The sequence below is a fragment of the Lysobacter ciconiae genome (assembly GCF_015209725.1).
Classification (GTDB): Bacteria; Pseudomonadota; Gammaproteobacteria; order Xanthomonadales; family Xanthomonadaceae; genus Novilysobacter; species Novilysobacter ciconiae.
On the sequence record NZ_CP063656.1, the window covers coordinates 932,395 to 957,169 of the forward strand.

Below are 24,775 nucleotides of genomic sequence, written 5' to 3' on the forward strand. Positions count from 1 at the left end.
CGCGTCAGCTGTCTCCGCGGCAGCGCTGCCGGATTCGGGGGTGCCGCAATTGCCCTTGGCATTGCGCTACCCGGCCGACCAGCGCCTGGACACGTTTGTCCGGCCGCCGGCGGGCACGCTCGAGCAGCTGATCGCCCTGGCGACGGGCGAGGGCAGCGACTGGTTGTATCTGGCCGGTCCCGCCGGCACCGGCAAGACCCACCTGCTGCTGGGAACCTGCGCCGCGGCAGAAGCGGCTGGCCGCCGTGCAGCCTACCTGCCGATGGCGGCTGCGGTGGGTCGCCTGCGCGATGCGCTGGAGGCGCTGGAAGGCAACGACCTGCTCGCGCTAGATGGACTCGACGTGGTCGCCGGCCGACGCGAGGATGAGATCGCCCTGTTCGACGTCCACAACCGCGCCCGCGCGGCCGGTACCCGCATCGTCTATGCGGCGCGTGGCAATCCCGATGAGCTGGCACTCGTGCTGCCGGACCTGCGCTCGCGCCTGTCGCAGTGCAGCCGGATCAACCTGCACCCGCTGGACGACGAGGGTCGCCGCGAGGTGTTGCGCCAGCGCGCGCGGCGGCGGGGCTGGGTGCTCGAGGACGCGGCGCTGGACTGGCTGCTCAAGCGGGTCGAGCGTGACCTGGCCGGCCTGACCGTCTTGCTGGACCGGCTCGACCGGGCCTCACTGGCCGCGCAGCGACGGATTACGGTGCCGTTCCTGCGTCAGATGCTCAACGGCTGAGCGACGCGTCCAGTTCGGCCAGCCGCTGCGGCGTGCCGACGTCGGTCCATTGGCCGCGGTGGTGTTCTCCGGTGACTGCGCCCGTGCGCATCGCATGGCGCAGGATCGGCGCCAGCGGGAACCGCGGCCGTGCCTCGACGGCGCTGTCCGGCGCTCCGATCACGGTGTTCCAGTCCGCCAGCAGCGAAGGCCGGTAGACGCCGATGCCGGCGAACGTCATCCGGTTCGGGCCGTCGATCGACAGCACCCCCGTGCCATCCAGTGAAAAGTCGCCCTCCGGGTTATGCGCCGGGTTGTCGACCAGCACCAGATGCGCCTCGCCCGTCGGCTGTCTTGGCAACAATGCGGGGTCGAAATCGCTCCACACATCGCCGTTCACGGCGATAAACGGAGCCTCGTGACCCAGCAGGTCGAGCGCACGCAACATGCCCCCGCCGGTTTCCAGCGGTTCCGGCCCTTCGTAGGAGTAGCTCAGTGTCAGCCTCCACTGGCGTCCGTCACCCAACGCGGGCTCGAACTGGTCAGCCAGCCAACTCGTGTTGATCACCACCTCGCGCACGCCGATGCCGGCAAGTCGCTCCAGGTGCCACACGATCAACGGCTTGCCACCGACGCTTAGCAATGGTTTTGGCACGCGGTCGGTCAGCGGCCGCATGCGCTCGCCGCGACCGGCGGCCAGGATCAGCGCCTTCATGCCGGCGGCTGGAACGGGCGGGCTGCGATCGCCGGTTTGACATGCCGAACGATGATCCCGGCCAGCCCGGCGAGCTGCGGATATTGCGGCAGCACGGCATCCAGGTAACCAATGAAGCGCGGTCCGTCGGCGAGGTAACGCTGCTTGCCGTCGCGATGCCAGAGGCGGGCGAAGATGCCCAGTATTTTCAGGTGACGCTGGACGCCGATCAGGTCCGCATCGCGACGGAAGCGGTCCAGTGCCGGCACCGGCAGGCCGGCGGCGACCGCGCGCGCGTGGTAACGGCCAAGCCACGCATCGACCTTCGCTTCCGGCCAGCTCAGGAACGCATCCTTGAACAGGCTGATCGGGTCGTAGGCAATCGGACCGCGCACCGCGTCCTGGAAGTCGAGCACGGCCGGTCCCGCGTCCACGGGCATCAGGTTGCGCGGCATGAAATCGCGGTGGACGAATACCTGCGGCTGGGCCAGCGCGGCATCGACCAGGAAGCGGTTGGCCTCAGCCAGCGCCACCTGCTCGGCTGCGGACAATTCGATGCCGAGGTGGCGATCAAGGAACCAGTCAGGGAACAAGGCCAGTTCGCGCGCCAGCAGGGCGTCATCGTAGGCGGGCAGGTCGGCGGCGCACGGCAGCGCCTGCAGCTTCAGCAACTCGCCGATCGCCGCATCGAACAGGGCATCGGCATTGTCGGCGGTGATCACCTGCAGATAGGTCGGCCCACCCAGGTCTTCCATCAGCACGAAGCCCGTGCGTTCGTCCTGGGCGAGAACACGCGGCACCCGCACGTCGTGGCTTTCCAGCAGATCACGAACGCGCAGCCACGGCGCGACATCCTCCTTGTCGGGCGGCGAGTCCATCACGATCCAGGGCTTGCCGTCGTGTCCTGCGCTGCGCCAGTAACTGCGGAAACCCGCGTCCATCGATGCGCGCTGAAGCGTCAGCGTGGGCTGGCCGGACGCGCGGCGGGCCCAGTCGAGACGCGCATCCGCGCGCTCGCTGGACTCGGCAACAACCTGGTTCATGCAGTCTCCGATGGCCGCCGGGAATGGCGGCAGGCGATGAGGTTAATGGGGTCGAGGTGGATCAGCGACGCGTCGAGCGGCGGCGTTCGCGGACCATGTCCTGCACCACCAGCAGGACCATCGCGGCGATGATGGCCAACGCCCACACCAGCAGTCGGCTGGTGACGCCCATCTCGGTGGCAAGCCAGCTGCCGGACAATGCGCCGACGATGCCCAGGACGATGGTCATGATCCAGCCCATCGGGTCCGGGCCGGGTTTGAGAAGCCGGGCGAGGATTCCGATGACCGCGCCGCCGGCGACGTAACCCAGTACTCCGTTGAACATGGCGTTCTCCGTTACAGCGCAGATGGGCGCAGCGCCCTCGTTGGAGCGCTGCCCGTCACTCAGCAGCAGCCATGATCGCCGCGTTCCTGCACGCTGCCGGCCGCGGCCACACCGGTGGTCTCCCCGCGCTGTCCGGCTTCGTGGTGACGCGTGATCACGTGGGCGACGCTGGCGGTGACCCGCTTGCCCATCGGAATGTGCAGGAATTCATTGGGCCCGTGTGCGTTGGAGTGCGGGCCGAGCACGCCGGTGATCATGAACTGCGCGCCTGGGAACTTCTCGCCCAGCATGCCCATGAACGGGATCGAGCCGCCTTCGCCCATGTACATCGCCGGCTTGCCGAAACAGGCCTGGCTGGCGCCTTCGATCGCCTGGGTCAGCCAGGGCGACTGCGCCGGCGCGTTCCAGCCGGTGGATGACTTCTCCAGTTCCAGCTCGACATGCGCGCCGTTGGGCGGATTGTCGAGCAGCGTCTGCTTGAGGATCTCGCCGGCGCGCTTGCCATCCAGGGTCGGCGGGAGGCGCAGCGACAACTTCACCGCCGTGTGCGGGCGCAGCACATTCCCCGCCGAGTCCAGCGAGGGCATGCCATCGATCCCGGTGAGCGACAGTGCCGGGCGCCAGGTCCGGTTGAGCACCAGCTCGGCCAGGTCCTCGTCCATCGGCTGCATGCCCTCCAGCAGGGGAAACTTGTCGTACACCGCGGTACCCAGCACGCCGGCCGCCTGCCGCGCCTGTTCAAGACGCTCGGCGGGGACCTCGGCATGCAGGCCTTCGACGATGATGCGACCGCTGTCCTCGTCTTCCAGTCGCGAGAGCAACTGGCGCAGGATGCGGAAGCTGGACGGGACGACGCCGGACGCATCGCCGGAATGGACGCCTTCGCTGAGGACCTTGACGATGAAGTTGCCACCGGCCAAGCCGCGCAGCGAAGTCGTGCACCACAACTGCTCGTAGTTGCCACAGCCCGAATCCAGGCAGACGACCAGCGACGGCTTGCCGATCCGCTCGGCCAAGTGGTCCACGTAGGCCGGCAGGTCGTAGCTGCCGGACTCCTCGCAGGCCTCGATCAGGACCACGCAGCGGGCATGCGGCAGCTTCTGCTCGTGCAGCGCCATCACCGCGGTCAACGAGCCGTAGATCGCATAGCCGTCGTCGGCGCCGCCACGCCCGTACAGGCGGTCGCCCTTGATGACAGGTTTCCACGGGCCGAGGTCGTCATCCCATCCGGTCATCTCCGGCTGCTTGTCCAGATGCCCGTAGAGCAGCACGCAATCCTCGTCGCTGCCGCCGTTGGCGGCCGGAATCTCGATGAAGATCAATGGCGTACGACCTTCCAGCCGCACCACCTCGACCTGCATCCCGGGGATCGACTGCGCACGTGCCCACGTCTCCATCAGCGTGACGGCCTGCTCCATGTAGCCGTGCTCCACCCAGTCGGCATCGAACATCGGCGACTTGTTCGGAATGCGGATGTATTCCACCAGCTGGGGGACGATCTGGTCGTCCCACTTGTCGGCCACGAAGCGGTCGATGGCGGCGGAATCGATCTGGTTGGCATCCATGTGGAGCACCCGAAAAGGAGGGAGGGTCATTGTAACGCCGCCGTCGGGGTCGGAATTCCCCTACCCCGCGTCGGGGAACTGCCTTACCCGCGCGCGATGGCTTGGGTGATTTCGGCGCGCCCGGGATTGGGCGAAAGTTCATCCACCAACACGGCGACAGCCTTGGGGATGGAACCCCGCACTCACCAACCACAGGAGTCAGGACATGAAATCACTGCTGATGATTGCAAAAACACTGATGCTGTCGCTGCTGCTCACCGGCATCGCCTGGGCGCAGGAAACGGTCAACATCAACACCGCCGAGGCTGCGGAAATCGCCCAGGCGCTGACCAACATCGGCCCGGCCAAGGCGCAGGCGATCGTCGAATACCGCGAAGCCAACGGCGCGTTCCGCAGCGTGGAGCAGCTGGCGATGGTCAAGGGCATCGGCCTGGTGACCATTGAGAAAAACCGCGACCGCATCGTGCTGGCGGCATCGGGCAAGGCAGCCGGAAAGGTCGCCCAACGCTGACGGAAAACCATCTGCATAGGCACCGGGATGCCGATGCAGGTGGGTTCGTGGGCAGGGAGTGCCAACGCTCAGGGGAAGCCCTGGACAGGGATGTACGCCACCCGCTGCAGAGGGATCTGCCGCGGGTGGCACTTATTTTGAGCATGCGAAAAATCGCGCCGATGGCAGACTGTACCGCCGTCATGGCCCTAACCGAGATGAAGTCGCATGTCATCCATTGCGCTGATTACCGCCGCGAGCGCTGGCGCAACGGCTTCGGCTGGACGCATGAGGTCAGCCGATCTGGCGATGAGTCGGACTTCACCTGGCGCATCTCGATCGCGGAGATCGATGCCGACGCGGCGTTCTCCCGCTTTCCCGGCATCGACCGAGAAATATGCTTGCTCTCGGGCAATGGTGTGAAACTGTGCTTCGAAGACGGATCGCGCGAAGCGCTGGAGCCGCCGCATGGGCGGTATCGATTCGAAGGTGAGCGGACGCTGCATGCCGAGCTTCGCGATGGACCGGTGCAGGTGTGCAACCTGATGTGGAGCCGTGATCGGGCTTGCGTCCAATCGTGGTGCCGCCCGCTGGTGGGGTCGATGGTGCTGTTTGCCGAGGCGGGAGAAACCTGGTTGCTGCACCTGATCGCCGGACAGGCCAGCTTCGGCGAGGGCAGCGGACTTCCCGCGCTGTCAGCGGGCGATACGGCGGTCCTTCATGCGAGCGCAAGTGGCCTGCGTCACTCCGGTGACGCCTGCGAGGTCCCGGCCATCCCTGCAAGCGCGAGCGGCGAACGTTTCATCCTCGACGGCGACGGCGATGTCCTGGTGGCACGCATCACTGCGGCTAACTCCGCCAGCCGGGACGATCAGTAGACGTCGCGGCGGTATCGGCCTTCGGCGTTGATGGCGTGCCATAACGGCCCACCTGAGATCGACGCCAGGGTGTCCTCCACTGCGGGGGCCATGCCTTTCAGGCTGCCGCATACGTACACCGATGCGCCCTGTTGCAGCCAGTTCCGGAGGAGTTCGGCGCGTTCGGCGAGCAGGTGCTGCACGTAGCGTGGGGACGCCGCGTCGCGCGAGAACGCGACGTCCAGCCGCTCGATCTGCCCCGCTCGGTGCCACGCCTTGATGTCGTCGCGGTAGTGGAGGTCGTGCGCGCTGCTGCGTTCGCCGAACAGCAGCCAGTTGTTGTGTCGACCGGCTTTGATGCGCTCCTGCAGCAGCGCACGCAGACCGGCCAGGCCAGTGCCGTTGCCGATCAGGATCAGCGGGCACGCGTCGTTCGGCGCGTGGAAATTGGCGTTGCGGCGGATGCGCAGATGGATCGCGCCCGGAGCTTCGGCGTATGTCGTCAGCCAGCCGCTTCCGAGGCCGAGCGCGCCCCGCTCATCACGGGTCTGGCGGACGAGCAGGCGCAGGCAACCTTCGGCCGGGATGGACGCAATGGAGTAGGCGCGGTGGGGCAGGGGAAGGAGTTCATCGGCGACCTGCTGCGCGCCCTTGCCATGTACGTCTGCGGTCGAAGGCAAGCGGCTGGACGCGAGCAGTTCGGCCAGAGGCAGGCGGCGCTGCACGTTCCTCGGGCCGGCGGTGACCGGGACACTGCCGTCGAGGCCGGAGGCGGAAAGCCAGTCGCGGACGTGGTCGGCGGGGTTCTGCGGGCCTATTTCGGCCACGTCACCGGCCTGCCACCGCAGGTCGCCGGGGCTTTCGGGGGACAGGCGCAGATCGAATACCGGCGCGCCCGGGCTGCCGGCATTGAGGTGCCGACGCTCATCCAGTAACCAGCGCGCATAGGCGGGCGGCTCCCAGTCGACCTGGTCGGCGGCACCGCAAAACCGGCCCAACAGGTACTGCCAGTGGCGCAGGGCGCCGGGATCGCCGTCGTCCACTTCCACCACGTCAAACAGCGGCTGGGCGCCAGCGCCACGGAGCCACTGATCGATCTGGTGGCCAAACGCGCAGAAGTGCTGGTAGTCGCTGTCCCCCAGAGCGAGAACGCCGTAGCGCAACTGATCCAGGCGCGCAGTGCCGGGCTCCATCGCAGTACGAATGAAGTTGAAGGCCGGGTCGGGCGCATCCCCTTCGCCTGTGGTGCTGGCGACGAACAGGACCTGTCCGGCTGCACGCAGCGTCGCCAGGTCGAGATCCGCGATGCTGATCAGCTGCGCCGCCTGTCCGGCTTGTCGCAGAGATAGCGCGGTTCGCGCGGCAAGGGACTCGGCCTGCCCGAACTGGCTGGCATGAACCACCAGCCAGTGCGCCTCGCTGGCGTCGCCTGTGGAAGCTGTGGCCGAGGCCGCGGACACGGCCGGCCGGCGGTGCGGGCCGCGCAGCAGGCGCACGAAGCCCGCATAGCCTGCAATGACTGCTGCGGAGCCCAGCAGTGTCGACGTCCGCCATGCGGGGAAGGTCCAGGTGTCGACCTGCCACATCGCCAAGCCAGCGGCGAGTGCGGCGAGGGCGAGGATCAGCAGGCCGTTGCCGAGCGCTCCGAGCGTCACTGGCGGGCGTTGCGGGAACCCGGGAGCCGATGCGGTTGGTGTCGGAATGCTGTTCACAGCGGTGAGAGTGCGGCGCGGAATTGCGGAGTCATGCGCGTCTTGAAGCCGTCCCCGTCGTGCCATACGAAGAACGCGGCAAGCTTGCGGCGGCGGGCGTAGTCCCAGCCCTGCGCGGGACCGAGCACGGTAAGCGCGGTCGCCAGCGCGTCGGCATGCATGCACTCGGCGTGCAGTACCGATACCGACGCCAGGCCATGCGAGACCGGCTGGCCATTGCGGGGGTCGATGGTGTGCGAGTAACGCCGCCCGTCCTCAGCGAGAAAATGCCGGTAGTCCCCCGAGGTCGCCATGGCCACGCCGTCCAGCGCGACCACTGCTTGCGCGGCCGCTGCGTGCTCGTTGAAGTCGGCCGGCGTGGGCTGCTCCACGGCAATCCGCCACGGCGTGCCATCGGGCTTGTGGCCGTGGCTGCGCAGTTCGCCGCCCACCTCCACCAGGAAAGCCGGCACTTCCTGCGCCAGCAGATAGCGCGTGACCTGGTCGACCGCGTAGCCCTTGGCGATTCCGGACAGATCCACATACGCGTCGCCCGGCTGGGTCATGACGCCAGAGGCGTCAAGCTTCAGGCGTTGCCAGCCCACGCGTGTCATGGTCCGATCAAGCAACGCGGCATCAGGCGCCCTGCGTTCCCCATCCGGCCCGAAACCCCACAGGTTGACCAGCGCGCCGACAGTCGGATCAAACGCGCCGCCGGTGTCCCGGGCCAGTGCCAATGCGGCGTCCATGACCTGGCGCATTTCCGGCGGCAGCGGCTGTCGGGTGCCGGCGGCAGCGCGATTGAAACGACTCAGGTCGGAACCGGGCTCCCAGGTGCTCATCTGCGCGACCACGAGGTCGAGTTGCGCCTGCACATCGCGCTGAAGGTCGGGGACCGCCGCCGCATCGGCCTGCAGCCTCACCGACCACGTCGTGCCCATCGTCAGCCCGTTCATGCTTTGCATCGACTGGGCCGCGGACGGCGCGACCGTCGCCGTCTCCGCTGCCGTCGCTGGAGCCGTCGACGCCAGCCCCGCGTTTGCACACGCGGCCACAGGCACCACGCAGGCGAGCACCAACGCTGACAGGGCAGTCGCGAGACGCATGCCTACTGCGGCAGCACTTCAAGGGTGGCGACGTAGCTCAGGCGCCGCTTGCTGGCCTCGGGGAGCGAGGTCAGCTCGTCGGTGCTGGTGGTCTCCAGCCAGTACATGCCCGCGTGCGGCCACTTCACCTGGAAGTTGCCGTCTGCACCGGTCACCGCCTTGATCTCCTCGGGCTGGTCGCGGTAACGGCTCGCGCCGGGGATGATCTCGACCTCCAGCCCGGCCGCGGGCTTGCCGTCGAGCAGCAGCTGGAAGGTCGCCGTCTCGCCTGCATACAGGTCATTCGGATGCGTCACCGGGACCATCTCGATGCCCTTGCCAGACGGCTTGAACACGCTCCTGGTCGGCGAGCCCACCGTGGCGAACGTCTCGACGCTGCCGAGTGACTCGGACACTTCAACGTCGGTCGCGGCGGCCGGAATCCCGGTCTTGAACTCGGCAGGCGCGCCGCGCCAGCGCTTGTTCTCACCGTCCAGCTGGTACTGCGCGAACATGCCGTGGTTGACCACCGCCAGCTTGTAGGTGCCTTGCTGGGTCAGCTCGAGATCGAACACGCTGCGGTACTTGCCCGTCGCGCTGTTCTGCGGCGCCACGCGACTGCCGTCGGGCGCGGTGACCTGCAGGCCGTCCAGGCGCAGCGGCACGTGGTTGAAATAGAACAGGTCGTTGGAAACCGCCGCGTCGACGGTCATCCACGCGCCGGTGTCGGAAAACACGGTGCCGGAGGGGTGCAGCCAGGTCTTGTGCGCGGAGGCGGCCAATGGCGCCAGGCACAGCGTGAGGGCGGTGGCGATGCCGATGAGCTTGAGGTTCATTGCGGATTCCTTTGGGGATCGGTGTGGATGTGGCGAGCGCAGGCTCAAGGCGTGATCGAGACGCGCACCTGACCCAGCTCGGAAGTGCCTTTGGCCTTCAACTGCTGCGGGGACGAGCCGGGCCAGGTGATGGGCACGCTGACGACTTCGCGGCCGCCGACTTCCCGCGCGGCCTCGATGACCAGTTCGTACTTGCCGGGCGGCAGGCCCTTCAGCGGCCCTTTTGCGTCGTTGAAGCGCAGCTGGTGCTGTCCGGCCGGGCGCGTCGCGCCGCTTACCCCATCGACGGGCATCGGCGTGGAGCGTCCGCTGCGGCGCCACCACTGGCGCATGTCCTTCAGCCACTTGCTGCCCTCACCCGCCTTCATCTCGACGTCGTACCAGACCGCCAGGTTGGCGGCGACGCTGTGGTCAGGCCGCTCCAGCCACATGGCCACGTACGGGCGGTGGTACTCGGACACGTTCAGGCGGGGAATCTCGACGCTGATGTCCAGCTCGGCGGCTGGCAGCGCGGCGGGCAGGACCAGCATCGCCAACAGCGCGGCTGTGGCGATTGCACGCAAGCGGGCAGGTGGCTTGCTGAAGAGACGGTGCGGCATCGGGCAGGACCTCTGGGTGTCAATGCATGAAAAGGATGATCAGCATCGCCGGCAGCGCCACGCCGAGGCCGACCATCGGCCAGGTTTTTCCGCGCTGGCGGGAATGCATGTGCAGCAGCCACAGGCCGGTGAGGGCGAACAGCAGGCACGCCACCGCGAACAGGTCGATGAACCAGCGCCAGGCCGCGCCGGTGTTGCGGCCCTTGTGCAGGTCGTTGAGCCAAGCGATGACGCCGCGGCTGGTCTGTTCGTACTCCAGCTCGCCGGTGGCGCGGTCGATCGCCAGCCAGGCGTCGCCGCCCGGGCGGGGCAGGGAGACATAGACTTCGTCGGCGGACCACTCGGCGCTGCGGCCCTTGGCAAGGACGTTCATCTCCGTCGCCAGCCAGTCGACGACGCTGGCCGGCAGGGGCGCCCCCTCGGTGTAATCGCCCGAAAGGCTGCGCAGGACACTCGCCGGCAGCGTGTCGGTGCGGGTGTCCACGCGCGGGGTCGCCTCGATCTGGGCAGCATGGTTGAGGGTGATGCCGGTGGCCGAAAACACCAGCAAGGCCGCCAGGCTGACGGCCGCGCTCATCCAGTGCCATCGGTGCAGCGTCTTCAGCCACCAGCCCCGGGTGGAGCTGGCGCTGCTGGTGGTTGTGGCAGTGGCGGTCATGGAGTCGCGGTCACCGGGATTGGCACGATCGGCAATCATATTGCAGATGAGAATCAGTCGCAATTGATCATTCGGCCGGCGTCATGCGCAGGCTCAGAAGTCCACGTTCACCGACAGCCACAGGCGCCTGCCGGCCTCGCTGGTGCTGCGGGTGTTGGCGTAGGCCACGGTGCCGTTGTCGTCATACGGCAGGTAGTCGACGAAGTCCTTGTCGAACAGGTTGTACACCGCCGCGTTGAGGCTGATCGCGTCGGTCACCCGGTAGCGCCCGCCCAGGTGGAACTGGGAGTAGGGCTTGTAGTCGCCCAGCTGGTCCTGCGCGGCGCCCGCACCCCGGTAGCGCGCGCTGCGGTACTCGCCGCGCAGGTACAGGGCCAGCGCGTCGGTCGCCTGCCAGTTCACGCTGCCGTTGAGCAGGTTCCTGGGCGTGTTGGTCAAGGGCGTGCCGTTGCCGCTGCCGCTTTTCTGCTCGCTGTCGGTGCGGGTGTAGTTGAGTTGCAGCTTCCATGCCTCGGCCAGCGGAACCTGCAGGGCGAATTCCGCGCCGCGGGTCACGGCCTTGTCGATGTTGACGGTCTGGCCCAGCGTCGCCGAGCGCGGAAACCAGCCCACGTCGACGCAGCTTGAGCCGGAGAAGTCCGCGGCGTTGTACGCGGCCTGGCTGAGCCCGAATGCGCAGTTGGCTACCGGCGTGCCGCTGGCGATCTTGTCGCTGAAATCGTTGTTGAACACGGTCAGGCTGGAGCTGAAGCCGTTGTCGGCCGCGTAATACACGCCCAGCTCGGTGGTGGCGCTGGTTTCCGGCTTCAGCGTCGGGGTGCCGATTAGCGGGATGGTGCCTTGGCCGCCGAAGCCCTTGATGCCCGCGGTCAGGTCCTCGATGTTGGGCGAACGGTAGCCTTCGCTGTAGCCGCCCTTCACCACCCAGTTCGCGTTGGCGTTCCAGACCAGGTACGCACGCGGACTGAGGTGGCTGCCAAAGGTGCTGTGGTCGTCGTGGCGCGCGCCGACGGTGAGGTTCAGCGCGTCGTTGATGCTCCACTCGTTTTCGGCGAACAGCGCCCACTGGTGGAACTGGAAGGCGTCGCTGGCCACGCCGTCGACCAGTCTAGCGTCCAGGTACTGGCCACCGACGGTCAGCTTGTTGCTGCCGATGTCGGTCACCAGTTTGGTGTCGAAGACGCGATTGCGGTTTTCCAGCTCGCGCGGGCTGCCGGCGCCCGCCGTGCCGGCCGGCAGCAGCCGCCCGATCGTCTCGGTGGTGGTTTGCTGCAGGCTGCTCTCAAGTGCGCCCAAGTCGTAGCGCGCATCCCACGCCAGGGTGGCCTGGTCGCGGTTGAAGCGCAGGCTCGGGGCGTATCCGCCGGCGCCCAGGGTGCCCATCTGGCCGGTGCTGTTGTCGTACTCCTGGCGTCCGCTGGTGACGTCCAGCCACAGGTCGTGGTCGTCCGATGGCGTCAGCGCCAGCCGCGCGCCCACGTTGTGGCTGTCGTAGCTGACCGGGTTGGCGCCCATCCAGGGGACGATCTCCTCGCCGTCCAGGTCGGTATACGCAATGTCGGAGGCGTCGCGCTTGAACCAGCCCCCGCGCAGCGACAGGCCGAGCAGGTCGTGAACCAGTGGACCGTCAATGAAAAAGTTCGCGCCATACAGGTTGCCGAAGGACGAATCCTCCTGACGGGTGGTCTCCAACCCGACCGAGCCTGCCCATGCCGCGCCGACCTTGCGGGTGATGATGTTGATCACCCCGCCCATCGCATCCGATCCGTACAGGGTCGACATCGGGCCGCGGATCACCTCGATGCGGTCGATCGCCGACATCGGCGGGATGAAGTTGTTCGCGGTGTTGCCAAAATTGTTCGGCGCGACGTTGCCGGAGGTGTTCTGGCGGCGGCCATCGATCAGCACCAGGGTGTAGCTGGACGGCATGCCGCGCAGGCTGATCTGGGGCGCGCCGGTCTTGTCCACGCCGACCCCGATGTCCACGCCTTCCACGTTCACCAGCGCGTCTGCCAGGCTGTGGATGGGCTGCTGGACCAGTTCCTCGCGGGTGAGCACGGTGATGCTGGCCGGCGCCTCGCGCACCATCTGCTCGAAGCCGGCGGCGGTGACGACGACCGCATCCAGATCGATGGGACCGGCCGTGGCCGCGTCGCCGGCAACTCCGGCCGCTGCACTGGCGATGAGCGGAGACGACAGGGCAAGCAGCAGCGCCAGTCCAAGGCCGGCACGACGGTGATGGGCAAGGGGTGAGATGGAACGGTTCGGACGGGGCGCGGTCATGATCTGGAAGGGATTCCCATAGGACGTGCAAGGCGAAGCCGCCGGCTTTTGTCGGCGAGAGCGCTAGCGGAAAGGTGGTGAAATTTGCAGCGCGTGGGGCGGTAACGAAGGCGCCGCTGTTTCATGAACAGGGCCATCGTAGATGATAATGGTTCTCAGTTGCAAGCGTTGCAGGCGTGGCGAGCGCCATCCCTTCGCCTCACGGCCGCGCAGCCGTCGGCTCGGCTCAGGTTTCCGCCCAGCGCCGGAGCAGGTTGTGATAGACGCCGGTGAGCTGCAGCAACGCAGCGGCATCCGCGCCCGACGCGGTCAGGGACTGGATCGCCGTGTCCATCTCGAACAGCATCCGGCGCTGGGCATCGTCGCGGATCAGGCTCTGGATCCAGAAAAACGCGGCCAGCCGGGCGCCCCGCGTCACCGGCTCGACCATGTGCAGGCTGCTCGACGGATACAGGATCAGGTCACCGGCGGGCAGCTTCACTTCGTGCGTGCCGTAGGTGTCGTGGATCACCAGCTGGCCGCCGTCGTACTCGTCGGGTTCGGACAGGAACAGCGTGCACGAGATGTCGGTGCGCATCGTCGCGGCGACCTGCCCCGGCGGGGCGGCCGGGGTCATCACCGCGCCGTCGACGTGGAGGCCGTAGGTGCCGCCGCCCTGGTAGCAGTTGAAACGCGGCGGCAGCGCACGCAGGGGCAGGGCGGCGGCGAAATACAGCGGGCTGGCGGCGAGTGCGGCAGTGACGAGCTGCCCCAACTCGTGTCGCACCGGCGAGCCATCGGGCAACTGCAGGTTGCGCTTGACCCCGGCGCCCTGGGGGCCGACGGTCTCGCGGCCATCGGTCCAGGCGGCGCCTTCCAGCGTCTTGCGGATCCGGGACAGGGACGCGTCGTCCAGTACGCCGGGGACATGCAACAGCATCGCGGGCTCCGATCAGAAGTGGTAGTTGACGGTGAACATCATCGAGCGCGGCGTGCCGGGGGTGTAGCGGTAGCCGCTCTTGTTGATCGCGGCCACATTGTCCTTGTCCAGCAGGTTGTAGAGGTTCAGGCGCAGATCCAGATTCGGCGATACGGCATAGCTGGCGACGGCGTCCACGACCCAGTAGTCCTTGGTGTACGCCGGGGTGCCCACCGCGCCGTCCACGCCGCGCTTGAGCTCGCCGGAGTAGCGCGCGCCGCCGCCGATGGTCAGCCCGTTGGGGAAATCGTAGGTCGACCACGCGGTGAACGCGCGCTTGGGCGTGTAGGTCAGGTCGGTGGATCCGTCAGTGCTTACCGCGGGACCCGACAGGACGTCGGTGTCCATCACGGTGAAACCGGTCGACACCGACCACGCATCGGTCACCTGACCCACGGCGCTGAGCTCCACGCCGCGGACCCGTTTGTGACCGGTCTGGTAGTACTGCTGGTCGACCGGGTCGCGGATGAGCTCGTTGCTGATGCGGGTGTCGTAGAGCGCGGCGGTGAGCATCAGGCGCTGGTCGAGGACGTTCCACTTGGTGCCGATCTCGGCAGTGCGGGCTTTTTGCGGGTCGAGCGCCGGGTTGTCGGGACTGCGGTCCGCGTCGCTCAATTCCAGGCTTCCACCGCCGGGCGGTTGCTGGGCGACCGCGTAGTTGGCGTAGAAGCTGCCGTTGGCCACTGGCTTGTAGAGCGCACCGAGCTTCCAGTTCAGCAGCGTGTCGGAGATGCGCGCATCCACCCCGGGCACGATGGAGCCTTCATCGAGGCTTCCGCAATCCGGGCCGCGACGACCACCGCAGGGCACGGTGCTCTGGAACTGCGTCTTGTAACGGTCGGCGCGCACACCGCCGTTGACCTGCCATTGCTCGTTGAACGCGATGGTGTCGAACACGTACGCCGCCACGGTGTCGGTGCGACCCTCGCCGCGGGCGCCGCTGCGCTCCCACTGCAGGCCGGTCACGTCGGGGTTCGGTCGATACAGGTTGACTGCCGGCCAGGCCGTGCCAGTCACGGCGCGCATGCCGTAGGTGTCGAGCTCTTCGCGGGTCAGCTCCATCCCGGCGCTGAGGTCGTGGCGCAAGCCGCCGGCATCAAACCGGGTCGCCAGCGCGGTCTGGTTGGTCATGATCGTGTTGCGCTGGTTCTTGAACGTCGGCAGCGAGCGCGCCACGGTCCAGCCGGACGGGTCATCAAGGTCCGGCGTGACCAGGTTGGCGGCCGAACCCATGAACGCCGTCAGCAGGTAGTCCTGCTTGGTGCTGCCCCAGCGGGTGGTATTGATGAGTCGCGTCGCGTCGGAAAGGTCGTGCTCGATGCGCAGCGTCGCCATGTCGGCGGTGACGTCGTCGTAGTCCGACAGCGTGCCGTAGAAGTTGCTGGACGCGACCGGGTCGGCATCGCCGAGCTGCGGACGGCTCGGATCGGGCGAGCTGTAGCCGGGCAGACCGATCGTTGGCACGCCGCCGTCGGGCAGGTTGTCCTGCTTGACGTGCAACAGGCTGAGGGTGGTGCGCGTCGGGGTACCCAGGCCGAAAGCCAGCGATGGAGCGACCGCCCAGCGCTTGTTCTCAATCGTGTCGCGACCGGGAACGCCGCTGTCCTGCGCCATCAGGTTCAGGCGCAGCGCGCTCGTGCCGCCCAGGGTCTGGTTCCAGTCCGCGGTGACGCGCTTCTGGTCGGCGCTGCCGTAGGACGCACTGACCGAGGTGCGGTCGTGGGCGTGGGCCTGCTTGCTCACCAGGTTGATCGCGCCGGTCGGGGCGGTGCGGCCGTTGTCGGTGCCCGCGGGGCCCTTTGCCACCTCGATCTGTTCGATGTTGAACACGTCGCGCGAGATCGATCCCAGGTCGCGCACGCCGTCGACAAAAATGCTGCCGGAGGTGTCAAAACCGCGCAGGTAGATCGCATCACCGGTCGTCGTGTTGCCGTTCTCGCCCGCGTAGAAAGTGCCGACGCCGGGGCTGTTGCGCAGCGCTTCGGTGAGGTTGGTCGCGCCCTGCTCATTGAACAGGTCGCTGCCGATCACGTTGATGGTCTGGGTGGTGTCCAGAAGCGGCTGGCTGAACTTCGGCGAGGACAGTTGGCCCGAGGAATACACCTTGCCGCGCTTGCCCTCGACGTGGACCGTCTCGAAATCGGTGGCGTCGGCGGCAGGGCCACCGGTCGACTGCGCCGATGCGGCCAGCGGCGCCGCCAGGACCAGGCCGGTCAGCAGCGAGACCGAGAGGCTGGAAGGTTGGCTGGAGCCCGGTTTGCGGAGTGAGACGGGATGCTTGCGGCTGGTGATCGGGGACATTCGGGTGCCTTGGGGAGCCAGGCGTGACGCGGCCGCGTGGGCGTATCACCACTCTGGTTGATTGAAGGAAAGCCCCGCGATGGCACCGGATCCGAAGGATCGGACGATCGTGAATACGGTCTGGCGCCGCTGCAGGAACGGCGCAATGTTAAACGCAATCGAGAATCGTTCGCAATAGCAAAAGACGAAACACGGCGAACGATCGCCGCGTGGCGCGCGTGTGTCGAACGGCGAACGGCGGCGCCGACTCAGCGGTCGTCGCGGGTCCAGACCTTGTCGTCTTCGACCTTGACCGGGAACTTCACCACCGGCTCGTAAGCAGGCGCACACAGGGCGCTGCCGTCGCGCACGTCGAACTTCGCGCCGTGGAGAACGCATTCCACGGTCGCCGTCTCGCCATCGAAACGGCCGGCCGAGAGCTGGAAGTCTTCATGCGAGCACTTGTCTTCAAACGCGTAGAACGTGCCATCAAAGTTGACCACCATGATCGGCGTGTCGCCGTCCCAGGCGACGGTGGATTCGCCGGGAAGCAGCTCGGCGGTGCTGCAGACCAGGGTCCATTCAATCATTGCCGGGCTCCTCCGTGTCCGGCGCAGTGCGCAGGCGCTTTTCCAAAATCTCGAAACGCAGGTCGGGGCGACGGGGAAGGCCGAAGCGCTCGTCGCCGTAGGGAAAGGGCTTGTGGCTCCCCGTGCGCTGATAGCCGCGGCGTTGGTAGAAGCCGATCAGTTCCTCGCGAACATCGATCACGCTCATGCGCATCAGAGGCAGCTGCCATTCGTCACGGACGAGGCGCTCGGCCTCGTCCATCACGGCCTTGCCGACACCGCTGCCCTGCAACTGCGGCCGAACCGCGAACATGCCGAACTGTGCGGCTTCAGAGGGGTTGTCCTCGTCGGGAGCGATATACGCGCAGGCGACGATACCGGCCGGGTCGGTGTCGACGTCGCCCGGCCTCTCGGCCACCAGCAGCATGCTGTCGGCACGCGCCAGGCAGGCCTGAAGGTCGGCGACGTCGGTGCGCTGCCCGTCCAGGAGATCGGCCTCGGTGGTCCAACCGGCCCGGCTCGACTCGCCGCGGTAGGCAGACTGGACCAGCGCCAGCAACCCGTCGAGGTCGGCAGCCGTCGCCGCGCGGAAGTGCAGGGCGGCCGTGCTCATGCCAGCAGGTTTCTCACCTTGCCCAGCGCCGCTACGAAGGCGTCAATCTCTTCGAAGGTGTTGTAGAACGCAAACGAAGCCCGGCAGGTGGCCGGAACGCCGAAGTGGTGCATCAGCGGGTGCGCGCAATGGTGTCCCGAGCGCACGGCAACGCCTTCCAGGTCCAGCAGCGTGGCCAGATCGTGGGCGTGGGCGCCTTCGACCAGGAAGCTGATCACCGCGGCCTTCTCGCGTGCGTTGCCGAAGATCCGCACACCCGGCACCTTCTCCAGCGCGGCGGTGGCGTAATCGAGCAGCGCCTGTTCGCGCGCCGCGATGTTGTCCATCCCGATCGCCCCCAGGTAATCCACCGCCGCGCCGAGTCCCACGAAGCCGGCAATGTTGGGCGTGCCCGCCTCGAACTTGTGCGGCGCATCGTTGAACACGGTGCCCTCGAAACTGACCTCGCGGATCATCTCGCCGCCGCCGAGGAAGGGCGGCATGGCCTTCAGGTGCTCGGGGCGTGCCCACAGCACGCCGGTGCCGGTTGGGCCGACCATCTTGTGGCCGGTGAGGGCGTAGAAGTCGCACCCCAGGGCGGCCACATCAAGCGCCAGATGCGGCGCGGCCTGCGAGCCGTCCACGAGCGTGGTGATGCCGCGCTTGCGGGCCTGCCTGCAGATCTCGCGCACCGGGTTGACCGTGCCGAGCACGTTGGAGACGTGGGTGAAGGCGAGCAGCTGCACCTCGGGTGTGAGCAGCGAATACAGGTGCTCCAGGTCCAGGTCTCCGCGCTCGTCCAGATTGGCGACCTTGAGCACGGCGCCGGTGCGCTCGGCGACCAGCTGCCACGGCACGATGTTGGCGTGGTGCTCCATCCGCGTGAGCACGATGGCATCGCCCGGCTGCAGCCGAGGCAAGGCCCAACTGTAGGCGACGAGGTTGATCGCAAAGGTGGTCCCGCTGCACAGCACCAGCTCGTCGCTGCGCACGTTGAGGAAGCGGGCCAGCTTGCGGCGGGCGCCCTCGTAGGCCTCGGTGGCCTCCGAGCCGAGCGCATGCACTGCGCGGCTGACGTTGGCGTTGTGGTGGCGGTAGAAGTCGTCGACCGCTTCGATCACCGCCGCCGGCTTCTGACCGGTGTTGGCCGAATCCAGGTACACCAGCGGCTTGCCGTGGACCTGGCGGGTCAGCAGCGGGAAGTCGGCGCGGATCTTCGCCCAGTCGACCGCACCCGGGCCGGCTGCAGGCGCCGCGGGTGCCTGCGGCGCATTGCCTGACGCCGCGGCGGTCATGCCGGAATGGACCGTTCAAGCGCGTGGTCGAGTCGGGCCAGCGCCGCATCGCGCATGCCGGTGTCCTCCAGCACGGACAGGGTCTCGCGGCAGAACGCGGCGGTCAGGATCTGCCGCGCCTGCTCGGACGGCAGGCCGCGCGTGCGCAGGTAGAACATCGCGGTGGGATCCAGCTGCCCCACCGTGGCGCCATGGGCGGCCTGGACCTCGTCGGCGTGGATGACCAGCACCGGCTGGGTATCGATCTCCGCGCCTTCGCTGAGCAGCAGGTTCTTGTTGGAGAGCATGGCGTCACTGCCATCCGCGCCCTGGCGGATCTGGATGCCACCGTGGAAGACCACGCGCGAGCGCCCCGAGCCGATGCCGCGCCAGACCAGTTCGCAGGTGCTGTCGCGCCCTGCATGATCAATCCCCAGACGGGTGTCCAGATGACGCTTGCCGTCGGCCAGCAACACGCCGTTGGCGTGCACGTGCGAGCGCTCGCCCAGCAGCACCACGTTGAGCTCGTGGCGCGACAGGCCGGCGCCCAGTTCCAGGTCGATGCGGCGGTACTCGGCGTCCTCGCCCACGACGGCATCGGTGCGGTGGATCAGGGTCGCGCCGGCCGACTCGTCCTGCAGGCGCGCGTGCGACAGGCGGGCACCCTTGTCCAGTTGCACCTGCAGGATCGAGTTGGCGAAGTGGCGATGCTCACCGGCCATCAGCTGGTGCTCGACCAGGTTCAGGTGCGCGCCCTCGCCAAGCTCGATCAGGTGACGCAGGTGCCAGGCCTGGTCGCTGGCATCGCCGGTGCCGACGAACACCAGATGAACCGCCTGGGCTGGCTGCTCGTTGGCCCCCACCCGCAGGACGACGCCCTCGGCGGCGAGCGCCGCATTGAGCCTGGCGAACACTTCGTCGCTGCGATCGTAGCTGCGCTGCATGAAACCCGCGGCGTCGGCTTCACCTTCGTCAAGCACCTCGGACAGGCGCTGCAGGGTGACACCCGCGGGCAGCCCTGCGATGTTGGAGCCGGCCTCGTGGTAGCGACCGTTGACGAACACGATGCGCGGCGAGGGGATCGCCTCAAGCAGGGCGGGATCGATCGCGGGAGCCACGTCGACAGACTCGAACGTCCGCCGCTCAAGCGCGCGCAGTGGCGTGTACTTCCATGCCTCCACACGGGCGTGGGGCAGACCATCACGCATCACGGCGTCGAGGGCCGCACGTCGCGCCCCGCCCAGGCCGGCGGCGTCGCGCGACGGCAGGGTGTCGAAAGGGGCCGCCAGCGAATCCAGCAATGCGCTCATCAGGCCACCGCCTCCGGTGCGTCGTCAGGGGCGATGCGCCCCTTGATCCACTCGTAGCCGTGCTCTTCCAGCTGCAGCGCCAGTTCCGGCCCGCCGGATTCCACGATCCGGCCGTTGGCCAGCACGTGCACCACGTCGGGCTTGATGTAGTCCAGCAGCCGCTGGTAGTGGGTGATTACCAGGAACATCCGGTCCGGCGAGCGCAGCGCGTTGACGCCTTCGGCCACCGTCTTCAGGGCGTCGATGTCCAGGCCCGAATCGGTCTCGTCCAGGATCGCCAGCTTCGGTTCCAGCAGCGCCAGCTGGAAGATCTCGTTGCGCTTTTTCTCGCCGCCGGAGAAGCCCTCGTTGACGCCGCGATGCAGCAGTTCGTCCTTCAGGTGCAGCACGGCGAGCTTCTCGCGCACCAGCTTGAGGAACTGCATCGAGTCGATTTCGGTCTCCCCACGCGCCTTGCGTTGGGCATTCAAGGCCGTGCGCAGGAAGTAGGTGTTGTTCACGCCCGGGATCTCGACCGGGTACTGGAACGCCAGGAACACGCCCAGTGCGGCACGCTCCTCGGGCTCCATGGTCAGCAGGTCCTGGCCCATGAAGGTCACCGAGCCGGCGGTGATGTCATAGCCTTCTCGACCGGCGATGACGTTGCCCAGCGTGGACTTGCCCGAACCGTTGGGGCCCATGATCGCGTGCACCTTGCCCGGCTGCAGCTCCAGGTCCAGGCCCTTGAGGATTTCCTTGTCGCCGATGGAGACGTGGAGGTTTTCAATTTTCAGCATGATGGTTTTCTCGTGTCCCGCCAGGCGGGAAAAAATGTCGGGTCCGGCAGTGGTTGCCGTCGCAGGCGGTGTCGGAATCAGCCGACAGCGCCTTCCAGGCTCACTTCCAGCAAAGCCTTCGCCTCGACGGCGAATTCCATCGGCAGCTCGCGGAAGACCTGCTTGCAGAAGCCGTCGACGATCATCGACACCGCGTCTTCCTCGCCGATGCCGCGCGCGCGGCAGTAGAACATCTGGTCGTCGCTGATCTTGGAGGTGGTTGCCTCGTGCTCGACGGTCGCGGTGGGGTTGCGCACCTCGATGTACGGGAAGGTGTGCGCGCCGCATTTCTTGCCGATCAACAGCGAGTCGCACTGGGTGTAGTTGCGCGCGCCCTCGGCGCTGGAGGTCATCTTGACCAGGCCGCGGTAGGTGTTCTGGCCGCGGCCGGCGCTGATGCCCTTGCTGATGATCGTCGACTTGGTGCGCTTGCCGATGTGGATCATCTTGGTGCCGGTATCGGCCTGCTGGCGGTGGTGGGTCAGGGCGACGGAGTGGAACTCGCCGGTGGAATCATCGCCGATGAGCACGCACGACGGGTACTTCCAGGTGATCGCCGAGCCGGTTTCGACCTGGGTCCAGTGGATCCGGCTGCGCGCGCCGCGGCACTCGCCGCGCTTGGTCACGAAGTTGTAGATGCCGCCAACGCCGTTCTCGTCGCCCGGGTACCAGTTCTGCACGGTGGAGTACTTGATGTCGGACTCCTCCAGCGCGACCAGCTCGACCACCGCCGCGTGCAGCTGGTTCTCGTCGCGCATGGGCGCGGTGCAGCCTTCCAGGTAGGAGACCTTGCCCCGGTCCTCGCAGATGATCAGCGTGCGCTCGAACTGGCCGGTATGGCCGGCGTTGATGCGGAAGTAGGTGCTCAGCTCCATCGGGCACTTCACGCCCGCGGGGATGAACACGAAGCTGCCATCGGAGAACACCGCCGAGTTGAGCGCGGCGAAGTAGTTGTCACCCACCGGCACCACGGTGCCCAGGTATTTGCGGACCAGCTCAGGATGGTTCTTGATCGCCTCCGACATCGAGCAGAAGATGATGCCCTTCTCGGTCAGCTCCTTGTGCACCGTGGTGCCCACCGAAACCGAGTCGAACACCACGTCCACAGCGACGCCGGCGAGCTTGGCGCGCTCGTGCAGCGGAATGCCGAGCTTGTCGTAGGTGTCGATCAGTTCCTGCGGCACCTCGTCCAGAGATTTGTATTTGGGCCCCTTGGGCGCGGAGTAGTAGCTGAGCGCCTGCAGGTCGATCGGTGCGATGTCGAGCTTGGCCCAGTCGGGCATCGGCATCGTCAACCAGTGGCGATAGGCGTCCAGGCGCCACTGTGTCATCCACTCGGGCTCTTCCTTGATCGCGGAGAGCTGGCGGATGATGTCCTCGTTCAGGCCCGGCGGCAGGCTGGTGGTCTCGATGTCGGTGATGAAACCGGCTTCGTAGGTCCGTCCAAGCTGCGCGTGGATCTCGCGGTTGGTGTCCTCGCCCGGCGGTCGTGCCGGTGCGGTCGGAGTGTCGATTGTCTGGGTGGCCATTGGCTGCCTGTCCTGTGTTCAGATACGGGTGTGTCGAGTTCGGGGTTCAGATGTTGGCCAGTCGCACGTCAATGCGCCTGGCACCGGGAGCCGCGACACTGGCGGGACGCGGTGGAACCAGCATCTGCGCCAGGCTGACCGAGCGCAGCGCGTCGGCGACCACATCGTTGATGTGGCGCCAATTCGCACGTACATGGCAGGAGTCCTGGATACCGCAGTTGCCTTCGTGGATGCTGCACTCGGTCATCGCCAGCGGGCCTTCCATCGCCTCGACGATTTCCACCAAGCTGATGGCTTCGGGCGCACGGGCCAGCCGGTAGCCGCCATTGGCGCCGCGGAAGCCGTCCACCAGCCCGGCCTGGGCCAGCGGCTTGAGCAGCTTGCTGACGGTCGGGGTCTCCAGTCCGGCTCGCTCCGCCAGCTCCGGCGCGCTGAGCACCTGCGACGGGTTCGCCGCCAGCGTGGTCAGCACCAGGGTGGCGTAGTCGGTGAGCTTGGTGACCCGCAACATGCGTTCTCCTCAATCAGTACCGTTATTGTACGGATTGTTGGTCGCTGTTCCAAGCGGGCCGGCGATCTGCCTGTTCAGACGCGCAGGCGGGGTGCCGGTCCGAGGTCGCACTCGCTATGGCGTGCCACCGCCGCTGGGCCACAATAGGGGATCGTCTCCAGCTGGAACCGTCGCATGCCGCGCAAGATCATCGCCCGCCATTCCGCCATCCACGGCAACGGCGTGTTCGCCATCGCACCGATCGCCAAGGGCGAGCGGATCGTGGAATACACCGGCACCCGTCGTACGCATGCGGATGTTGACGCGGGCGACAGTGGCGATGCCTCGTCCGGGCACACGTTCTTTTTCACCCTCAACGACGAGTACGTCATCGACGGCAACGTGAAGGGCGGTGTGGCGCGCTGGATCAACCACAGCTGCGAGCCCAACTGCGAGGCGCTGCTGGTCGAGCACGAGGGTGAGGATCGCAGCCTGGATCGCGTGTTCATCGAGGCGATCAGCGATATCGAGCCGGGCGACGAACTGGTCTACAACTACGGCATCACCCTGGCCGAGGCGCACACGCCCAAGATGAAGCGGATCTGGGCCTGCTACTGCGGCGCCGATACCTGCACCGGGACGATCCTGCAACCCAAGTCCAAGCCGCGCGGCAAGCGCAAGAGCTGACGGCCCGGCGCCGGCACAATTGGACATAGGTGCACCCCCGGGCCGCGCGTGACACGTCCACCGACTGGTTAAGATCGACGGTCCCTTTGCGCGGTTCCAGGAGTCCGTCATGAGTTCGATCCAGGGCAAGGTCGCCGTTGTCACCGGCGCGGCCAGCGGCATAGGCAAGGAGATCGCGTTCGAGCTGTCGCGTGCCGGTGCGCGGGTCGCGATTGCGGACATCAACCTGGACGGCGCCAGTGCGGTGGCCGAGGAAATCCGGGATGCCGGCGGCGACGCGATGGGCATCGCGATGGATGTCACCGACGAGGCCGCGGTCAATGCCGGCATCGAAGCGGCCGTGGCGGCGCTCGGCCCGATCGACATCCTGGTATCCAACGCGGGCATCCAGATCGTCAATCCGATCGAGAGCTACGCGTTCGCGGACTGGAAGAAGATGCTCGCGATCCATCTGGATGGGGCGTTCCTGACCACCAAGGCGGTGCTGCCGCACATGTACCGCGACGACGGCCAGGGCGAAAGCCGCGGCGGCGTGGTGATCTACATGGGCTCGGTGCACTCGCACGAGGCGTCGAAGTTGAAGGCGCCCTACGTCACGGCCAAGCACGGGCTGCTCGGCCTGGCGCGCGTGCTGGCCAAGGAAGGCGGCAGCCGCGGCGTGCGCAGCCATGTCGTCTGCCCGGGATTTGTGCGGACGCCGCTGGTGGACAAGCAGATCCCCGAGCAGGCAAAAGAGCTCGGCATCAGCGAGGAGGAAGTCGTCAAGAGGGTCATGCTGGGACAGACCGTCGATGGCATCTTCACCACCGTGGAGGATGTCGCGCAGACGGTGCGCTTCCTGGCCGAGTTCCCCAGTGCGGCGCTGACCGGGCAGAGCATCGTGGTCAGCCACGGCTGGTACATGCAGTAGCGGGACGAACCGGGTCTGCACCTCCCTGCGGCGGCTATGACACAAGCGGCAGGGTGAATTCATTCGACCACGCGTGCGGGGTCATCACTGAAAAGAGCCCGAGCCGCCGGCAGCGTTTCGCCAGCACGAGGAGGTCGCGATCGCGGCTGAGCAACCAGCGCGCACCCGCGTCCCGGGTTAGTTCGAGAAACTTCTGGTCGTCGGGGTCGCTGCAGCGTGGCAGCGGCGGATCTGCCGTCATTGATCTGGCAGCCGCGGGAGCAGCGGCGACATCCGCAACCAGAGCGTCAAACGAATCGATCAATTCCCCTTGGCGCCGCGGATCCAGACGCAACACGGGGTAGGCGAGTACGCGCCGCCACTCCGCGCGCGTGTCGGCGTTGGCCACCGCGATTAGCCGGCCCGATAGCAGTGCCTGCGCCAAGGTGGCGACACCTGGATCGTCGAACAGCAACAGGTCGAGGCAGACGTTGGTGTCCAGAACGATCCGTTCTCCGCCGCGCAATCCGTCCATTGGGAGGCCCGGCCT

General features: G+C 67.1%; 25 protein-coding genes. 5 read left to right on the forward strand and 20 right to left on the reverse strand.

The features are described from left to right. Positions 1–40: 40 nt before the first annotated feature. Complete coding sequence (gene hda, locus INQ41_RS04270) at positions 41–727, forward strand: DnaA regulatory inactivator Hda (protein ID WP_193986504.1); 687 nt, start codon at positions 41–43, stop codon at positions 725–727. Here hda and murU read toward each other — a convergent pair. The 4 genes from murU to INQ41_RS04290 all read right to left on the reverse strand — a co-directional run bounded on the left by murU (position 717) and on the right by INQ41_RS04290 (position 4,318). Then, positions 717–1,421, reverse strand: coding sequence for an N-acetylmuramate alpha-1-phosphate uridylyltransferase MurU (murU, locus tag INQ41_RS04275; protein WP_193986505.1), 705 nt, complete (start codon positions 1,419–1,421; stop codon positions 717–719). The genes hda and murU overlap by 11 nt on opposite strands. Next, positions 1,418–2,443, reverse strand: coding sequence for an aminoglycoside phosphotransferase family protein (locus tag INQ41_RS04280; protein ID WP_193986507.1), 1,026 nt, complete (start codon positions 2,441–2,443; stop codon positions 1,418–1,420). Before INQ41_RS04280 ends, murU begins: the two co-directional genes overlap by 4 nt. Before the next feature lie 61 nt (positions 2,444–2,504). Then, entirely contained in the window at positions 2,505–2,768 is a 264-nt protein-coding gene (locus INQ41_RS04285) for a GlsB/YeaQ/YmgE family stress response membrane protein (protein WP_193986508.1), read from the reverse strand. A 59-nt stretch (positions 2,769–2,827) separates the two neighbouring features. After that, the gene (locus tag INQ41_RS04290) at positions 2,828–4,318 is read right to left on the reverse strand and encodes a M20 family metallopeptidase (RefSeq protein WP_193987211.1); all 1,491 of its coding nucleotides are present in this window, start codon (positions 4,316–4,318) and stop codon (positions 2,828–2,830) included. Positions 4,319–4,538: 220 nt separating this feature from the next. On the opposite strand from INQ41_RS04290, the gene INQ41_RS04295 reads away from it, so the two are divergent. Further along, positions 4,539–4,844, forward strand: a complete 306-nt coding sequence (locus tag INQ41_RS04295) for a ComEA family DNA-binding protein (RefSeq protein WP_193986510.1) — start codon at positions 4,539–4,541, stop codon at positions 4,842–4,844. 182 nt (positions 4,845–5,026) lie between these two features. Continuing rightward, entirely contained in the window at positions 5,027–5,701 is a 675-nt protein-coding gene (locus INQ41_RS04300) for a HutD/Ves family protein (RefSeq protein WP_193987212.1), read from the forward strand. Here INQ41_RS04300 and INQ41_RS04305 read toward each other — a convergent pair. The 15 genes from INQ41_RS04305 to INQ41_RS04375 all read right to left on the reverse strand — a co-directional run bounded on the left by INQ41_RS04305 (position 5,695) and on the right by INQ41_RS04375 (position 22,670). After that, positions 5,695–7,266: a flavodoxin domain-containing protein gene (locus INQ41_RS04305; RefSeq protein ID WP_228076700.1), complete on the reverse strand. Its 1,572-nt coding sequence runs from the start codon at positions 7,264–7,266 to the stop codon at positions 5,695–5,697. The two genes, INQ41_RS04300 and INQ41_RS04305, sit on opposite strands and share 7 nt — an antisense overlap. Positions 7,267–7,388: 122 nt before the next feature. Beyond that, the gene (locus INQ41_RS04310) at positions 7,389–8,477 is read right to left on the reverse strand and encodes an FAD:protein FMN transferase (RefSeq protein ID WP_193986514.1); all 1,089 of its coding nucleotides are present in this window, start codon (positions 8,475–8,477) and stop codon (positions 7,389–7,391) included. Between the two features lie 2 nt (positions 8,478–8,479). After that, positions 8,480–9,292: a DUF4198 domain-containing protein gene (locus INQ41_RS04315; protein ID WP_193986515.1), complete on the reverse strand. Its 813-nt coding sequence runs from the start codon at positions 9,290–9,292 to the stop codon at positions 8,480–8,482. 44 nt (positions 9,293–9,336) lie between these two features. Continuing rightward, on the reverse strand, positions 9,337–9,855 hold the full coding sequence (locus INQ41_RS04320; protein WP_228076775.1) for a DUF2271 domain-containing protein: 519 nt from the start codon (positions 9,853–9,855) through the stop codon (positions 9,337–9,339). 55 nt (positions 9,856–9,910) lie between these two features. After that, on the reverse strand, positions 9,911–10,549 hold the full coding sequence (locus tag INQ41_RS04325; protein WP_193986519.1) for a PepSY-associated TM helix domain-containing protein: 639 nt from the start codon (positions 10,547–10,549) through the stop codon (positions 9,911–9,913). A 93-nt stretch (positions 10,550–10,642) separates the two neighbouring features. After that, a complete protein-coding gene (locus tag INQ41_RS04330) occupies positions 10,643–12,832 on the reverse strand; it encodes a TonB-dependent receptor domain-containing protein (protein ID WP_193986521.1) in 2,190 nt (729 codons plus the stop codon). Between the two features lie 226 nt (positions 12,833–13,058). Beyond that, the gene (locus tag INQ41_RS04335) at positions 13,059–13,751 is read right to left on the reverse strand and encodes a Fe2+-dependent dioxygenase (protein ID WP_193986523.1); all 693 of its coding nucleotides are present in this window, start codon (positions 13,749–13,751) and stop codon (positions 13,059–13,061) included. Between the two features lie 12 nt (positions 13,752–13,763). Continuing rightward, a complete protein-coding gene (locus tag INQ41_RS04340; RefSeq protein WP_193986530.1) occupies positions 13,764–16,091 on the reverse strand; it encodes a catecholate siderophore receptor Fiu in 2,328 nt (775 codons plus the stop codon). A gap of 248 nt (positions 16,092–16,339) precedes the next feature. Continuing rightward, a complete protein-coding gene (locus INQ41_RS04345) occupies positions 16,340–16,660 on the reverse strand; it encodes a non-heme iron oxygenase ferredoxin subunit (RefSeq protein WP_193986532.1) in 321 nt (106 codons plus the stop codon). Beyond that, the gene (locus tag INQ41_RS04350; protein WP_193986534.1) at positions 16,653–17,252 is read right to left on the reverse strand and encodes a GNAT family N-acetyltransferase; all 600 of its coding nucleotides are present in this window, start codon (positions 17,250–17,252) and stop codon (positions 16,653–16,655) included. The genes INQ41_RS04345 and INQ41_RS04350 overlap by 8 nt, the downstream gene beginning before the upstream one ends. Next, the gene (locus INQ41_RS04355; protein WP_193986535.1) at positions 17,249–18,526 is read right to left on the reverse strand and encodes a cysteine desulfurase; all 1,278 of its coding nucleotides are present in this window, start codon (positions 18,524–18,526) and stop codon (positions 17,249–17,251) included. The genes INQ41_RS04350 and INQ41_RS04355 overlap by 4 nt, the downstream gene beginning before the upstream one ends. Next, positions 18,523–19,815 (reverse strand): Fe-S cluster assembly protein SufD, encoded by a 1,293-nt coding sequence (sufD, locus tag INQ41_RS04360; protein WP_193986537.1) that lies wholly within the window; start codon positions 19,813–19,815, stop codon positions 18,523–18,525. Before sufD ends, INQ41_RS04355 begins: the two co-directional genes overlap by 4 nt. Further along, entirely contained in the window at positions 19,815–20,591 is a 777-nt protein-coding gene (gene sufC, locus INQ41_RS04365) for a Fe-S cluster assembly ATPase SufC (RefSeq protein ID WP_193986539.1), read from the reverse strand. The genes sufD and sufC overlap by 1 nt, the downstream gene beginning before the upstream one ends. Before the next feature lie 77 nt (positions 20,592–20,668). Then, positions 20,669–22,159, reverse strand: a complete 1,491-nt coding sequence (sufB, locus tag INQ41_RS04370; RefSeq protein WP_193986541.1) for a Fe-S cluster assembly protein SufB — start codon at positions 22,157–22,159, stop codon at positions 20,669–20,671. 46 nt (positions 22,160–22,205) lie between these two features. Next, positions 22,206–22,670, reverse strand: coding sequence for an SUF system Fe-S cluster assembly regulator (locus INQ41_RS04375; RefSeq protein WP_193986542.1), 465 nt, complete (start codon positions 22,668–22,670; stop codon positions 22,206–22,208). 174 nt (positions 22,671–22,844) lie between these two features. Here INQ41_RS04375 and INQ41_RS04380 point away from each other — a divergent pair, with 174 nt between their 5' ends. Further along, on the forward strand, positions 22,845–23,336 hold the full coding sequence (locus INQ41_RS04380; RefSeq protein WP_193986544.1) for an SET domain-containing protein: 492 nt from the start codon (positions 22,845–22,847) through the stop codon (positions 23,334–23,336). 109 nt (positions 23,337–23,445) lie between these two features. Next, on the forward strand, positions 23,446–24,246 hold the full coding sequence (locus INQ41_RS04385) for a 3-hydroxybutyrate dehydrogenase (RefSeq protein WP_193986546.1): 801 nt from the start codon (positions 23,446–23,448) through the stop codon (positions 24,244–24,246). Between the two features lie 34 nt (positions 24,247–24,280). On the opposite strand, the gene INQ41_RS04390 is transcribed toward INQ41_RS04385, so the two are convergent. Beyond that, on the reverse strand, positions 24,281–24,760 hold the full coding sequence (locus INQ41_RS04390) for a PIN domain-containing protein (RefSeq protein WP_193986548.1): 480 nt from the start codon (positions 24,758–24,760) through the stop codon (positions 24,281–24,283). Between the last annotated feature and the right edge of the window lie 15 nt (positions 24,761–24,775).